This is a genomic window from Alteromonas sp. S015 (genome assembly GCF_036864485.1).
Classification (GTDB): Bacteria; Pseudomonadota; Gammaproteobacteria; order Enterobacterales; family Alteromonadaceae; genus Alteromonas.
Window position 1 is genome coordinate 251591 of sequence record NZ_JAZETO010000004.1, and the last position, 15433, is coordinate 267023.

A 15433-nucleotide genomic window follows, 5' to 3' on the forward strand; every position below is an offset into this window, starting at 1 on the left:
GAGGGCTTTTTCGTTTAGAATTGGTTATTATCGAAGCTTAAGTGCCGAGAGTAGATCACATGTATAAAGTTCTTGTAGTAGAAGACAGTCTCACAGTCCGAAAGATTGTAAACAAACTTATTGAGGATAATCCTCACTTTACGTGTGATTTGTGCGAAGATCTTGCGGAAGCTAAAAGCGCGCTAGAGAGCGACACTGAATACTTGGCAGCCATCGTCGACTTAAATCTTCCCGACGCCCCAAATGGTGAAAGTGTGGAACTTGCGCTTTCCTACAACGTTCCAACGATCGTGCTTACTGGAAATTTCGACGAATTTACTCGTGCTCAGCTACTCGATCAAGGCGTATTGGATTACATCACAAAAGAGTCGCGCTATTCATACCTTCAAGTGTCTAAACTTGTAGATCGCTTAAGAAAGAACCTCACAACCAAAGTACTGGTAGTGGAAGATTCAAGAACCAGCCGAAATCATATTTGTTCATTGCTTCGCAAGTTTCAATTTCAAGTGCACGAAGCCAGCGATGGCTTAGAAGCACTAGAAGAACTCGACAACCACCGTGATATAAAAATGGTTATTGCCGACCACCGTATGCCAAACATGGATGGTTATGAGCTGGTAAAAGCAATACGCCATGAAAAGCGCATGCAGGACTTGGTATTTATTGGTCTATCGGCAAACGGCGATAGCGTGCTGACCTCAAAGTTCATTAAAAGCGGCGCGAATGATTTCCTTTCTAAACCCTTTTATCATGAAGAGTTTTATTGCCGGATAATGCAAAACCTTGAATCACAGGAAATGATTCAAACCATTAAAAATTCAGCGAACTTAGACCCGCTAACCAAGGTATACAACCGCCGTTTTCTTTACGAAAAAGCGGAAGAGCTATTTGCAAATAAAGCGTCGAGGAAAGATGTCATTGTGTCGATGATAGACGCTGATAACTTCAAAAACGTGAATGATACCTTCGGCCATAAGACGGGCGATATGCTGTTGCAAGAATTTGCTGCGCTACTCAGAAATTACTTCCCTGACGACCTTATTGTTCGTTATGGTGGCGAAGAGTTTACTGTGGTATCGGTAAGGCAGCCCAAAGTGTACTTATCCGCACTTTCTGCATTTATGGATGCTGTTCGTTCCACAGCGTTTACCAACCACAAGTTCAATATTACCTGCAGTATCGGCGTATGCGCTGAAGAATATAATTGCTTGGAATCTCAATTAGAAGTGGCTGACGCGCGCCTATACGAAGCTAAACACGCGGGCAAAAACCAGATCATTCTTCGAGACTCAGCGGCCAAAGCTGCTCATGCTTGATAAACCGTTTCTATAGCAGCCAACCGGGTAACATATAGCAAATAAATACCAGCAAGCCGAAATAGCCTACCAACACAGTGGTAATTGACTTATTAATAAATACATTGCTGTTGCTCGTTTTGGGAGCCGAACGCAGGGTGCTTTTATCGCTAGGTAACAAAGTCGAAAGAATAATCGCGGGCATGACTGTGCCGATGAACCCCGTCACATTCCACCAAAACCAAAACACGTCCTCTACAAAAAATGCGAACGACAAATTAGTCAGCACACCACACATTAGGCCGATGTTAGCCTGCTTGGCATTTACCTTTCTTGCAAGCATCCCTAGTAAAAACACTGCCAAAACAGGACCAAAAAAGACAGAGCCCACTTTGTTTACTGCTTCTATTACGGTAGGTGCTATATCACCTGCGTTGAGCGAGAGCAGTAAAATGATCACTCCCCAAAGCAAGCCCGCAAACTTAGCAGAATTCAGGTAGCCTTCAGGTTTTGTGCACTTACCAGTGAATTTGAAATAGTCTTCTAGAGAAACAGCCGCAAGTGAATTGATAGCCGAGCTTAATGATGACATAGCCGCAGCGAGAATGGCGACGACAAGCAAACCTATCAGCCCATGAGGCAAATAGTTAAGAATAAAGACTGGCATAAGCCAGTCCGGGTTGTCTTTAGGTATTTGAGATAATAAGTTAACGTCGTTAAACGCTAACGTTCCAATAACCAAGCCTGCCAAACAATATAGAAGCGTTATTGGAAATCTAAAAATGCCGTTGGCTAGCATCATCTTTTTTAGATCGTCTTCAGATTTGGCTGACAACGCTCGTTGTGCTTCAGATTGATCGCAGCCATAGTAAGAGGCATAGAGGATCACGCCACCCAACACCATTGGTAAAAAGCCAAAGCCGTCTCTATCAAAACCCAGGGATGAAAAATTGAGGGTAGCAACTCGTTCGCTTGGAAGTAGTTGTAAAAAAGAATCCCAACCGCCTAAAGCATTAAGACCAAAAGCAATGCATATAGCTGTGCCTAATACGATAACAACCATTTGCACCGCGTCACCATATACAACCGCTTTCATCCCCCCTTGTAAGGAGTACAAAACGGTAATAACGCCAACAAGCAGTATTGCCTGCGTAGATGAAATCTGCATGGTTCCTTGCAATATAATGGATAGCGCATACACCATTATGCCGGTGGCGAACGCCCTGCTAAATTGAAATACAATACTGATGAAAATACGGGTAGAGGTAGAGAAGCGTCGCTCGAGGTAGTCATAAATACTCACTACACCACTTCGGTACAACGTAGGCAATACGGTGGTAATGAGTAAAAGCATAGCTAATGGAACTGCCAGTTCATAAGAGAGCCAAATCAGCCCTCCCCCCTCACGGAAGCCGACAAATGCAGGAGCAGAAATGAAACTGACTGCCGAGAGTTGCGTCGCCATAACTGAAAGTAAGAGCGGTTTCCAACTTAAGCTTCTTCCAGCTAGAAAATAATCGTTCTTTGTCTGTTGTCCGCGTAGGCTGAAGCCGATGACGAGTAACGTAATGAGGTAAATCGCGATAACACTGTAATCAAGAATATCCATATAGACGCAAGGTTGAGCAACTAAATACCTACCATTACATAAACTCAGTCTATTTGCATAAAAAAGCGTATAAAAAAGCAACGCACAAAGAGACGGTGAACGTTACATCCAAGATCTTCTGGTCGACTCCACCTCGAACAACACGCAGTCTGCAAGTTTATTAACGTACTCTTCTGGTAGAAACGGTACAGTCACCGCCCCCGAAGCCAGCACAAACTTAATGGTGGCCAGTTTTTTTCGCTTCATAAACACGCTTTGCTTAACGATAACTTGCTGCACTTTATAAGGCTCAAAACACTGATAGTCTACACCTACTCTACCTCGCCTTATGTAAACGTAATTATCGTCGAAGGCTATGCCCCATCGCCACCATCTAAGCGTGAGTAAAAGCGCAACCGTACTAATGACGGCGAGTGTACCAAGCATAATATCCAGATGGGACGACACGGCGCCAATGGTGAAGAAAAACGCGAATGGCAATGTCCAACCCGCAAGCAACCAAAAAGTAATGAATCGCTTGCTAATGGTTTGATATTCTTGACCTCGCAGGTCGCATCCAGGCATGACTTCTTGGCTTAGCGCGAAGGCTTCATCTTCGGTAACCGATGGCACAATGAGTTTATTTGGCGACATCAGTTCTTGCATTTGCTGCCCAGCTGTGGAGTTTTGCTCAAAATACAAATTCACCCGCTTAAGAATCTTATCCAGCCAGTCTTGCTTCGCCGTGATCATTTGGATGCGCGAAGCTCGCATGCTGACTTCCAGTTTATTAAGCAAGCCGCTGCGACGGATATAGCGATCACCTGTTCGTGAAAGTGTGTAGCCGTAAAAAGTGAAAAGCGCGCCACCTACGCTAAGTAGTGCCACTAGCGCCATTAGCATCATTATTATAACGAAGGCATACAGTCCAAATTGCCACCACGCTACCGTTTGTTCACCAACAAGCTGGTTGAGCTGTAAGCCTTTATCGGCTAACCACTCTGACACCAAACCGAACACATCATCATAAAAAGGCGCAGCGGCACCCAGTATGATCCATACGCGATTATTGGTGATGCCGTGAATAATAATGTCTTTCACAGATCGTCGATTTAATACTTCTTCATTTGAATGGGAAGAAGCTACCGCTTTAGCGCGCGTTCGTGGCGTGGGAAAAGATGAACTCTGCTCGTCGGACAAAGCTTCATCTGGCAAACAATCTAGGTCACCCTCATCGTGCTGAGCTTTTTCATACAACACCTGCTTTTTTAGCGCTTCAGCATAATCTTCAGGAACCGCTACGATTTTAGCTTCTTCTTTACCACTTCCTGCGGTATCAAGCACCACTAACGCGTACCCAAAAGGTTGGTAATAAAAAGGGCGTTCTATCTTAACGTTTTGAATACGCCATAAAGGCAAGTTGGTATAGCGGCGTTGAAACACGCCATGATGAATCTCAACGTGCTGGTTATGTATCCGAAACTTGTACATTAGGTAGCTTACCAAGCCACTAATGCTCGTAGACAAAAATAGAACACCAGCGCCTATTAGTACTTCAGGGGAAAGTAGGTTGTCCCAAATATTAAAGGAAATCGCTAGCGCAGGAACAGCATAAATAACTCCCTGTGCTGTATTTGTGAAATTACGGATTGTAAAATACAAAATAGAAATAAGGGAAAGACGCAGCCACTCTCCACCGGTTTCTACTCTTAGCTTAGGCTCTCCTGAGCACTCACCCTGAGTTTGAGGCTGAGGCGAAACATTTACGTGAGGCTCGCACTCACTTGGTCTAGTGACATTAGGCGTTTGGTTTGATGGCGTTTCAGATATCGACATCAGCGCGCACCAATGTCTTTATGAGCAAGAATGAACTCACGCAACTGCTCTGCCCTTTCAATGCTTAACCCAGGTATTTCAAACGTGTGCATTTCACCACCAGCCGAAAACACCTGAAGTGAGGCAAGGCCCGCCCACCTGTCCAACGGACCGCGATTTACCTCTACATGCTGAACACGCAAAATAGGCTGGCACGAGAGCTTTCTGAAAATTAGCCCTGACTGTTTACTGATGTCTTGCTCTCGAATCGCATAAAATATGCGTACATCAGCAAAAAAGTGGTACAGCGCCCATACGGAGTGTAAAGCACCGATACCTGCAACAACATATGGGTAAGCTTGCAGCAGTCCTTCTGGCAACGACCAAAAGCTTTGGAATCGTAACGCGGAAGCAATACCTATTAGCGCTAAGGCTATCAATCCTATGGAGAGGATATTTAGCGCCCGGTACTTTTTGGATATAGGAAGTAATGCAAGCATTTGAAGTGAGGGAATGTCCTCAACACTCAGCTGATTATTTGAAAAAACGGTCTCTTGTTGTGCGCTAATTGTCATCACATTAATTCCTTTTACAACTGTATAAATACGATACGCCTGCCGCTTTTTTTAAAGAGGGACTTAGCAACATTGCTCTCAACGTTTACTCAATCGCAGTTTTTATAACAAAAAAGAGGGCAAGCCCTCTTTTTACATTACCTATTAAAGAGCGCGTTACGCAAACTAGTCGTCAACCTGCTGCTCATTCAGCCAATCGTGTAGTGCCTTCATGTCGTGCTGAACGGCCATTTGTAGCTCTTCTACCCAATCATGCACGTTCTCCCACCATGTAGGGTGGTCACCCTGTTGAATTTGGTTAGCAATTCGCTGCACACGGGCCAAACCAACGGAGCCAGCGGCACCTTTAATTTTATGAGCCTGTGAGCACACTTCTGACTTTTCATCCGCACTCAAGCTTAGCTGCAGTATTTCCATATATTCTGGCATTTTTTCTTGGAACACTTTAACGCTAGCGCGCACCATCTCATCCCCTATGGTATCGACCAACATCTGTAATAAGTCCATATCTAAAATGTTACTTAATATTTTATTCGGTTCAGGGCGCTCTACTTCACCGTCAATTTCTAGCGGCGCAGGCGGTGCATGGAACAGCTCATTAAACACTTCAATAACGCGAGATTTTTTTATCGGTTTAGCGATAACGTCATCCATACCGTTTTCCAGGTATTCATCACGCTTTTTAATGACGTTTGCCGTTAGCGCTACGATTGGCGTTTGCATAACTAAGTCTTCTTCAATAATCGTACTCGCTACATCAAACCCGGTCATGTCGGGCAATTGAATATCAAGCAAGATAAGGTCATATTGGTTTTCTCTGACTTTGTCTATGGCTTCTTGCCCGGTCATTGCTACGTCGACTTTCTGGCCAAGCTTTTCAAGCAAAGCTTTGGCGACCATTACGTTCAATTCAATATCTTCTACCAACAAGATATTAAGCCCTGTCACTTGAAGTTGCGCGACTTTCATAGGGCTATTAGAAATTTGAACTGGCAATACAATTTCGAAACGGGTGCCCTTGCCCACTTTACTTGAGACGTGAATTTCACCTTTCATCAAGTCGACCATTTGCTTACAAATAGCCAGCCCAATACCGGTACCTGTGGCCGATTGATGGTCAGGGTGATCAACCTGATAGTACATAGCAAATATTTTATCAATTTCGCTTTCAGGGATACCTACGCCTGTGTCCTCAATAATAAAGGTTACGTATGCCTTATCCCCATCAGGTTTTGTCGAGGAAACCGATAAGCTTACATGACCTTTTTGCGTGAACTTCACTGCATTGAACAATATATTCCACAAAATCTGGCGAAGGCGCGTACCGTCAATTTCAACTAGCCGGGGCAACGGTTCGTTAATGGTCGTTTTAAGCTCTAATTGTTTGTCGGCAGCAAGCAAGCGAATGATGCTACTTAGTTCTTCGGTGAAGTCTTTTAACGAAATCGTCTTAAGACTTAGTTCAAGCTTATCTCTGTCTAACTTATCCAAGTCAATAATGTCGTTAAAGATATTACCGAGTGTAATAGCACTAGCGTAAATTGTACTAACCCAGCTGAATTGTTCATCGCTTAGCTCAGTATCTCGCAGCATACGACTTAAGCCAACAATACCGTTTAATGGGGTACGGAGCTCGTGGCTGATGGTCGCTATAAAACGCGTTTTGTCTGTGCTCGCTTTCGCCGCAGCATTTTCAGCTTGTTTGCGCTCAGTCATATCACGACCGAATGATAGTAGCCCCAGGCGGTTACCTTCTTTATCGAAAAAAGGCACACGCTTCATTTCAAAGTAACGACGACGCCCGTCAGCAAAACGAAGCCATAATTCCTCAGTGATACTCGCGTTGGTTTCTAAGACTTCATGATCACTGGCTACAATTTGGCGGGCTAGCTCTTCTTCGTATACATCTTTTGGCGTTAAGCCAAGCAGTTCTTGCTCAGTTTTACCTGTCATTAACTCAGCAATGCGGTTGCAGCCTGCAAACCTACCTTCTTCATTGCGGTAGTAAATTAAATCTGGCGAGGCATCGATAATTGAACGTAAAAGTGTTGATAGGCGGCGGGCTTGCGCTTCCTGTTCAGATTTATCCTGAATTTCTTTTTCTAAATCTTTAAATAGCGCTTCGCGCTCTTCCTGTGCTTGCTTGCGCTGCTCTATCTCATGGTTAAGCTGCCTGATGTTGCTTTGAAGTTCGCGGTTAAGAAAAACATCTTCTTCACGCAAGCTTTCCAATTGGCTTACCACTTCCTTTAAGTTAGTGCGTGAATTCTCTAATTGCTTAATTAACTCACTGAAGAAATAGAGTACCCAAGGCGCAGACAACATGGTCAATACTACAGCACTGATAAAATCATCGGGCTGCACTTGGCTTCCCATGCTCACGCGTATTACGTATGAGCCGCCGAGCGTAAACACAAGCGAAAGGACAACAAACAATATGCTGAGCTTTAGAGTGCCAAAACGCTGGACAAATTGAGCAAAGCGGATTGCCCAAGAATCGTTTGGTGAATCTGAATGCATGTACGTCTAATTTAAGCTAATTTTGTCGTTATCCTATCAGGCTTTCTCCGCTTCGGGAATGCGGTATGTCAAAGCGAGAAGCTATCATTCATATAAGGTCACGATTTAAAGGGAGACTTTTCGGTAATTTCATTAATGTATTTGGTATTCACCCATCCAACCTTCGCATAGGAAACTTTTGCCCATTCCCCACGCTTCTCTATAACTTTTAGCACCTCCCCTTTGTTCAAACTGCTCTCAACCGTTGGAAATGAGACATCAGGACCTTTTCTCACACTCAAAGAGTTTGCACTTACATTGGCCACACGTTTTACCGAGCTAGCAAGCTCGTGTTGTATATGATCATGCGCTTCTCGTTGTAAATTCGGTTCATTTGTTTCAGCCGCCCACTTTTCACTGTTACCATTTAAAACGGTAGCCTTGAATTTTTGAAGGGGAAAAGCAGGACCGGGATCGACCTTTCTCAAGGGGGCTATTTCTTCGTGTCCAACTACGGTCGAAATATCATAGTGACTGCACAACGTTTTGCAAAGCGACAATGTCCTTGCAATTTGTATGTCGGTATATTTGTGCCAGTAGCCAATTGACGGCTGATTGATGTGTTGCGCAGCTAACACTTCATGCTCACTATAAATCTCGCCGAACCAACTTTCATAGGCGCCGTTGCCTCGGGTTTTGAGCTGGCCTGCATTCTCCAATTCGATGCCGATAGAATACTGGTTCAAACCACTACGTCCCGCGTAATGGCTCTCTCCTGCATGCCACGCAATTTTGTTAGTCGGCAGCATTTGAACGATGTCGCCGTTTCGCCCTACGGCAAAGTGAGCAGACACACCGCTATCGGCATTGGTCAAGACGTTAACCGAAGATGTAAGACTACTGCCGGCAGTAAAATGAATAACGATAGTATCGGGAGCGCCAGATTGAAAACAACCAGATGTGTTAGGAGAAAGCCTGTAGCTGATATTGTCGCCAATTAACATGTGATCATCTATGCTAAAGGTAGATGTTGGTGAAGCATGAAGGGTATTCATACAATAATCCTTATTGTCTTAACGGCACGCCACTATAGAGAATTTTTATTCTTCATCTCCCACATAAACATATAGTCAATTCACACACGGAGCTCTCGCTTAACATAGTAAAAGACCTCAAAAGCCTTACCTGTGGTCAATTTTAAACCAATATAACAAACCACTTATATTTGTGGAACCAAAACTATACGATTTAATAAAAATACACACCAAACCGCTATTGACAACATAAAACACCATTTCATCAGCATATTTATTCACCAACAAAGTACAAATGAGAAGCAATATCATTCATAAGGGAGACGTTATTCACTTTACAACGCTGATAACATTTTTATTACAAATATAAATAGCAACAAATAAACAACTGATTAATATAGATTTAATTATGTTTATACTAATTCACTATAAAGCTTATACTTTTAGCGTTTGATTTTAGTTTTTAATGTGGGTATTTTGTACGGCCCGCATCGCAATAATGCATAAAAATGCGGAAACGACTGGAATCCTCTAATAATAAAATAACGACAAGAAAGGCGCACGCCGCAAGCAATACCGCTCGCAGGCATAAAAGACGTCTAATAATGTTGTGATACGCAAACCTAGGCGCATCTACACGCAACGCATACCTTGCCCAGTCAAAAGGTTGAAGGAGTTAAGAGATGAGTTTATATAATCCCAATGATTCCCGGGACAACTGTGGGTTTGGCTTAATCGCTCATACTCATGGGGAAGCCAGTCATGAATTGGTAACGACTGCAATACACGGCCTTGATCGTATGCAGCATCGTGGCGGTATCGCCGCCGACGGGAAAACCGGTGACGGCTGTGGTTTATTACTACAGAAACCGGATGCGTTCTTCCATGCAATCGCCGAAGAAAATGGCTGGAAACTCAGCAAAAAATACGGTGTGGGCATGATTTTCTTAAGTCAGGACCCAGTACTTGCGCAAGCCGCGCGTGACGCACTTAATGAAGAGCTTGAAAAAGAAACACTCTCAGTAGTGGGTTGGCGCGAAGTGCCTGTCGACCGCTCAGTACTGGGTGAATTAGCGCTAACGGGCGTTCCGCAAATCGAACAGGTGTTCGTTAACGCACCTGCGGGCTGGAGAAAACGCGACCTTGAGCGTCGTTTGTATATGATCCGCCGCCGCGCTGAAAAACGTCTTGAAAAAGATCCCGATTTTTACGTAGCGTGTTTATCAGGCTTGGTAACAATCTACAAAGGCTTGGTAATGCCAAAAGACTTGCCTGCCTTTTATCACGACCTTGCCGACGAGCGTATGCAAAGCGCAATCTGCGTGTTCCACCAGCGCTTTTCAACAAACACATTACCACGCTGGCCACTAGCTCAGCCTTTCCGTTTCCTTGCGCATAATGGTGAAATCAACACTATTAAAGGTAACCGCGACTGGGCAATGGCACGTGCTGCTAAATTCTCAACGCCACTTATTCCGGATTTGAAAGACGCGGCCCCATTCGTTAACACCGAAGGTTCCGACTCATCGTCACTGGATAACATGCTTGAGCTATTCCTAGCGGGTGGTATGGATTTATTCCGCGCCATGCGTTTACTTGTTCCACCAGCCTATCAAAACAATAAAACCATGGATGATGACCTTCGTGCATTTTATGAGTTCAACTCAATGCACATGGAACCATGGGACGGCCCCGCGGGTATCGTTTTAACTAACGGTCGCCACGTAGCCTGTAACTTGGATAGAAATGGTTTACGTCCTGCGCGTTACGTTATTACTAAAAATGGGTTTATTACCCTTGCCTCAGAAGTGGGTATTTGGGATTACGAACAAGCTGACGTTATCGAGAAAGGCCGTGTGGGCCCAGGTGAAATGCTTGCTGTAGACACATACACTGGCAAAATCTGGCGCTCTACTGAAATTGATGAGGACTTAAAAGCGCGCCACCCTTATAAAGAGTGGCTAGATAAGCATATTCGCCGGCTAACCCCCATTGAAAAGCTTGATGCTTCATTAATTGGCAAGCGCGTGTTTGACGACGATGCCATGGCGGTGTACCACAAGCTGCACGCCTACAGCTATGAAGAAATTCAACAAGTTGTAAAAGTACTCGCGAAAGACGGCCAAGAAGCCGTTGGTTCAATGGGTGATGACACGCCAATGGCGGTTATGTCATCCCGCCAGCGTACGGTTTACGATTATTTCCGTCAGCAATTCGCACAGGTGACTAACCCGCCGATTGACCCGCTACGTGAAAACCACGTGATGTCGTTGGCAACCTGTATTGGCCGCGAGCAAAACGTATTTAGCGAAACCTCAGGTTACGCTGACCGCGTATTGTTCGACTCGCCAGTGCTAATGTATACCGACCTTAAACAACTGCGCGAATTTAACCCAGACAACTACTATTCAGAAGTCATTGAGCTTCAATATGCGCCGCAAGAAGGTTTGAAGAAAGCCATCGAGCGCGTGTGTAACGAAGTAGAAATGCTGGTTAAGAACAAACGTGCTGCATTTGTTATTCTGTCTGATAGAAACATTAAGCAAAACCGCTTAGTTATCCCTGCAGCTATGGCAGTTGGTGCGGTACAGCGTCGCCTAGTTGAAAAGTCATTGCGCTGCGATGCTAACGTTGTTGTTGAAACAGCAAGTGCCCGCGATCCGCATCACTTCGCCGTACTTATCGGCTTGGGTGCAACCGCGGTTTACCCATTCCTTGCATACGAAACTATCGAACAGCTTTGCGAAAAAGGCGAACTGGATATTTCACCTATGCAGGCCACGTTGAACTACCGTAAGGGTATCAATAAAGGCTTGTATAAGATCATGTCGAAAATGGGTATTAGCACCGTTGCTAGTTACCGTAGCTCTAAACTGTTTGAAGCAGTGGGTATTAACAACGAAGTGATGAAGTTATGCTTTAAAGGTGTGACCTCACGCATTCAAGGTGCGGGCTTCGATGATTTCCATCAAGATCTTATCAACCTAAACCGTATTGCTTGGCTTAAGCGTAAGTCTGTCGATCACGGCGGGTTGCTTAAATACGTTCACGGTGGCGAATATCACGCTTATAACCCAGACGTAGTCAGTACGCTTCAAAAGGCTGTGGTGTCAGGTAACTACGACGACTACCAGCAATATGCCAAGCTTGTTAACGAGCGTGCGCCTGCACACATTCGCGATTTGCTGGCCATAAACCCTGATTGCGACCCTATTGATATTAGTGAAGTAGAAGCTCCGGAAAACTTATTCCCGCGCTTCGATACCGCAGCGATGTCAATTGGTGCACTAAGCCCTGAAGCGCACGAAGCGCTGGCAATTGCCATGAACCGCTTGGGCGGTCAATCAAACTCAGGGGAAGGTGGCGAACACCCTTCTCGCTTTGGTACTGAAAAGAATTCTAAAATTAAGCAGGTGGCTTCAGGTCGCTTTGGTGTAACGCCTCACTATTTGGTTAACGCTAACGTTATTCAAATTAAAGTGGCGCAGGGTGCAAAACCGGGTGAAGGGGGTCAGCTTCCAGGTGACAAAGTAAATAAGTACATCGCACAGCTACGTTTCTCTGTGCCGGGTGTAACCCTTATTTCACCGCCTCCGCACCACGATATTTACTCAATTGAAGATTTAGCACAGCTAATTTTCGATTTGAAACAGGTTAATCCAACGGCGCTTATATCCGTTAAGCTAGTATCTGAGCCAGGTGTTGGCACCATTGCAACGGGTGTGGCGAAAGCCTATGCCGACCTTATCACCGTTTCAGGTTACGACGGCGGCACAGGTGCAAGCCCGCTGACATCAGTTAAGTATGCGGGTAGTCCGTTCGAGCTTGGTTTATCTGAAACTCAGCAAGCGCTTATTGAAAACGGCTTACGTCACAAAGTACGCGTTCAAACCGACGGCGGTTTGAAAACAGGCTTAGACGTAGTAAAAGCCGGTATTTTAGGTGCTGAGAGCTTCGGTTTTGGTACGGGTCCAATGGTTGCTTTAGGCTGTAAATACTTGCGTATTTGCCACTTGAACAACTGTGCGACCGGTGTTGCAACGCAGGATCAAAAACTGCGTGACGACCACTTCATTGGCTTACCTGACATGGTAATGAACTACTTCAAGTTTATTGCTCAAGAAGTGCGTGAAATTATGGCGTCTATGGGTATTGCTAAGTTCGACGACCTTGTTGGTCGCACAGAACTACTTAAAGTTTTAGATGGCATTACCGCCAAGCAAAACCGTTTAGATTTGTCTCCGTTGCTAGCGCAGCCTAAAGCAGGTGAGCATACGCGTTTATTCTGTTCGCAAACCACGAACGCGCCTATCGATAAAGGTGAGTTGAATGCTCAGATGCTTAAAGATGCACAGCAGGCTGTGGTAGATGGTGAGTCAATTACCCTTAAATACCCTGTACGCAACACAGACCGCTCTGTAGGCGCTTTGCTATCAGGTGAAATTGCTAAACATCACGGTAACCACGACTTTGAAGACACGCCTGTTAAAGTTGAACTTACCGGTACAGCAGGTCAGAGCTTCGGCGTTTGGAACGCTGGCGGCCTGCATATGCACCTTGAAGGCGATGCTAACGATTACGTGGGCAAAGGTATGACCGGCGGTAAGCTTGTTATTCACCCGCCGCGCAATATTTCATATGACGCCCACGATAGCGCCATCATGGGTAACACCTGCCTTTACGGTGCGACAGGCGGCAAGCTATTTGCGGCTGGCCGCGCTGGCGAGCGCTTTGGCGTACGTAACTCTGGTGCTATCGCGGTAGTAGAGGGCATTGGTGATAACGGCTGTGAATATATGACAGGCGGTATCGTGGCAGTTCTTGGTCCGGTTGGTGTTAACTTCGGTGCCGGTATGACAGGTGGTTTTGCTTATCTTATGGATGATGGCGACGACCTTGATAACCGTGTAAATGCCGAACTGGTCGATGTAATGCCAATTGAAGATAAAGCGATTCTTGCTGAGCACTTACGTGGCTTAATTAATCAGCATTACGAAGAAACAGGAAGCGAGCACTCGTTGTCGTTGCTTACTGACTTCGCCGCAACGCTGAAACGCTTCAAGCTTATTAAGCCAAAAACCAGTGATGTGAAAAACTTGCTTGGTCACATCAGTCGTTCAAGTGCTGAATTACGCATTCAGGCTCAGTAGGAGGATTTAGTTTATGGCAAAGAACGTATATCAATTTGTCGATGTTGAACGTATCGATCCGCCGAAAAAGCCGATCATGGTACGCAAACATGAGTTCGCGGAAATTTATCAGCCGCTTAGCCAGTCTCAAACCGAAGGCCAAGCAGATCGCTGCTTGGACTGCGGTAACCCATACTGTGAATGGAAGTGCCCTGTGCACAACTACATTCCTCAGTGGTTAAGCTTGGCTAACGAAGGCCGCATTCTAGAAGCTGCGGAACTTTCTCACAAAACCAACAGCTTGCCTGAAGTATGTGGCCGCGTATGCCCACAGGACAGACTGTGCGAAGGTGCTTGTACACTTAATGATGACTTTGGTGCAGTTACCATAGGTAGTATTGAAAAATACATTACCGATACGGCATTCAAAATGGGCTGGCGCCCAGATATGTCTGACGTGGTATGGACCGACAAGAAAGTGGCGATTGTAGGTGCAGGCCCTGCTGGTCTTGCATGTGCTGATATTCTGGTTCGTAACGGCGTTAAACCTGTTGTTTACGACAAATACGAAGAAATTGGTGGCCTACTTACATTTGGTATTCCGTCTTTTAAATTAGAGAAAGACGTAATCAAACTACGCCGCCAAATCTTTACCGAGATGGGTGTTGAGTTCGTACTTAACACTGAAATTGGTAAAGACATCCAGTTCCAGGATTTGCTTGATAAATACGATGCTGTTTTCCTAGGCATGGGTACGTACAAGTCGATGCAAGGTGGTTTCGATAACGAAGAAGTTGAAGGCGTTCACGAAGCCTTACCTTTCCTTATTGCCAACACCAACCGCGTGATGGGCCTTGAAAAAGATCCGGCTGATTTCATTGATATGAAAGGCAAGCGCGTGGTGGTTCTAGGTGGTGGTGATACCACCATGGACTGTGTTCGTACGTCAATCCGCCAAGGCGCCGCCCAAGTCACCTGTGCATATCGCCGTGACGAAGAAAGCATGCCAGGCTCACGCCGCGAAGTGGTTAATGCGAAAGAAGAAGGGGTTGAGTTTAAATTCAACCTGCAACCACTAGACATTGCAGTAGATGAAAACGGTAAGGCGTGTGGCGTTAAGCTCGTTAAAACCGAAATGGGGCCACCAGATGCCAATGGTCGTCGTCGCCCTGTGGAAGTAGAAGGTTCAGAGCACGTACTTGAAGCGGATGCAGTTATCATTGCGTTTGGCTTCCAACCAAGTCCTGCACCATGGTTCGGAGATTTCGGCATCATGCTTGATGAAAAAGGACGCGTTCGCGCCCCTTCAGCGGGCAAGTTCGCTTTCCAAACCTCTCATCCCCAGGTATTTGCTGGTGGCGATATGGTACGTGGTAGTGACCTGGTTGTTACCGCTATCGACGAAGGCCGTAAAGCTGCCGAAGGTATCATGGATTATATTGGCGTTTGATATGCGCTATTAACAGGCACCTGCTCTGACTTGAATAGAGTTTGAAAC

The 15433-nt window shown here is 45.4% G+C and carries 8 protein-coding genes; 3 read left to right on the forward strand and 5 right to left on the reverse strand.

Annotated elements, in window-relative coordinates; translation table 11 throughout:
- Positions 1-59: 59 nt before the first annotated feature.
- Positions 60-1316 (forward strand): diguanylate cyclase, encoded by a 1257-nt coding sequence (locus tag V7R42_RS09790; protein WP_334020000.1) that lies wholly within the window; start codon positions 60-62, stop codon positions 1314-1316.
- A gap of 10 nt (positions 1317-1326) precedes the next feature.
- Here the strand turns inward: V7R42_RS09790 and V7R42_RS09795 are convergent, their stop codons facing one another.
- The 5 genes from V7R42_RS09795 to V7R42_RS09815 all read right to left on the reverse strand — a co-directional run bounded on the left by V7R42_RS09795 (position 1327) and on the right by V7R42_RS09815 (position 8827).
- Positions 1327-2904, reverse strand: a complete 1578-nt coding sequence (locus tag V7R42_RS09795) for a sodium:solute symporter family transporter (RefSeq protein WP_334020001.1) — start codon at positions 2902-2904, stop codon at positions 1327-1329.
- A gap of 102 nt (positions 2905-3006) precedes the next feature.
- Positions 3007-4719, reverse strand: a complete 1713-nt coding sequence (locus V7R42_RS09800; RefSeq protein ID WP_334020002.1) for a PH domain-containing protein — start codon at positions 4717-4719, stop codon at positions 3007-3009.
- Positions 4719-5273: a PH domain-containing protein gene (locus tag V7R42_RS09805; RefSeq protein WP_334020140.1), complete on the reverse strand. Its 555-nt coding sequence runs from the start codon at positions 5271-5273 to the stop codon at positions 4719-4721. The genes V7R42_RS09800 and V7R42_RS09805 overlap by 1 nt, the downstream gene beginning before the upstream one ends.
- A gap of 165 nt (positions 5274-5438) precedes the next feature.
- Positions 5439-7793, reverse strand: coding sequence for an aerobic respiration two-component sensor histidine kinase ArcB (gene arcB / locus V7R42_RS09810; protein WP_334020003.1), 2355 nt, complete (start codon positions 7791-7793; stop codon positions 5439-5441).
- Positions 7794-7891: 98 nt separating this feature from the next.
- Entirely contained in the window at positions 7892-8827 is a 936-nt protein-coding gene (locus tag V7R42_RS09815) for an N-acetylmuramoyl-L-alanine amidase (RefSeq protein ID WP_334020004.1), read from the reverse strand.
- A gap of 662 nt (positions 8828-9489) precedes the next feature.
- Between V7R42_RS09815 and gltB the strand changes: the two genes are divergently transcribed.
- Together gltB and V7R42_RS09825 are read left to right on the forward strand one after the other, a co-directional pair.
- Positions 9490-13956 carry a glutamate synthase large subunit gene (gene gltB / locus V7R42_RS09820; RefSeq protein ID WP_334020005.1) on the forward strand — a complete coding sequence of 1489 codons (4467 nt, stop codon included), beginning with the start codon at positions 9490-9492 and terminating at the stop codon, positions 13954-13956.
- Between the two features lie 13 nt (positions 13957-13969).
- On the forward strand, positions 13970-15385 hold the full coding sequence (locus V7R42_RS09825; RefSeq protein ID WP_334020006.1) for an FAD-dependent oxidoreductase: 1416 nt from the start codon (positions 13970-13972) through the stop codon (positions 15383-15385).
- The last annotated feature ends 48 nt before the right edge of the window (positions 15386-15433 follow it).

Bases quoted from the DNA above. Each gene is read 5' to 3' on its own strand.
- V7R42_RS09800 (WP_334020002.1), bottom strand. From the start codon at position 4,719: ATGTCGATATCTGAAACGCCATCAAACCAAACGCCTAATGTCACTAGA.
- V7R42_RS09805 (WP_334020140.1), bottom strand. From the start codon at position 5,273: ATGACAATTAGCGCACAACAAGAGACCGTTTTTTCAAATAATCAGCTG.
- V7R42_RS09815 (WP_334020004.1), bottom strand. From the start codon at position 8,827: ATGAATACCCTTCATGCTTCACCAACATCTACCTTTAGCATAGATGAT.
- V7R42_RS09795 (WP_334020001.1), bottom strand. From the start codon at position 2,904: ATGGATATTCTTGATTACAGTGTTATCGCGATTTACCTCATTACGTTA.
- V7R42_RS09825 (WP_334020006.1), top strand. From the start codon at position 13,970: ATGGCAAAGAACGTATATCAATTTGTCGATGTTGAACGTATCGATCCG.
- gltB (WP_334020005.1), top strand. From the start codon at position 9,490: ATGAGTTTATATAATCCCAATGATTCCCGGGACAACTGTGGGTTTGGC.
- V7R42_RS09790 (WP_334020000.1), top strand. From the start codon at position 60: ATGTATAAAGTTCTTGTAGTAGAAGACAGTCTCACAGTCCGAAAGATT.
- arcB (WP_334020003.1), bottom strand. From the start codon at position 7,793: ATGCATTCAGATTCACCAAACGATTCTTGGGCAATCCGCTTTGCTCAA.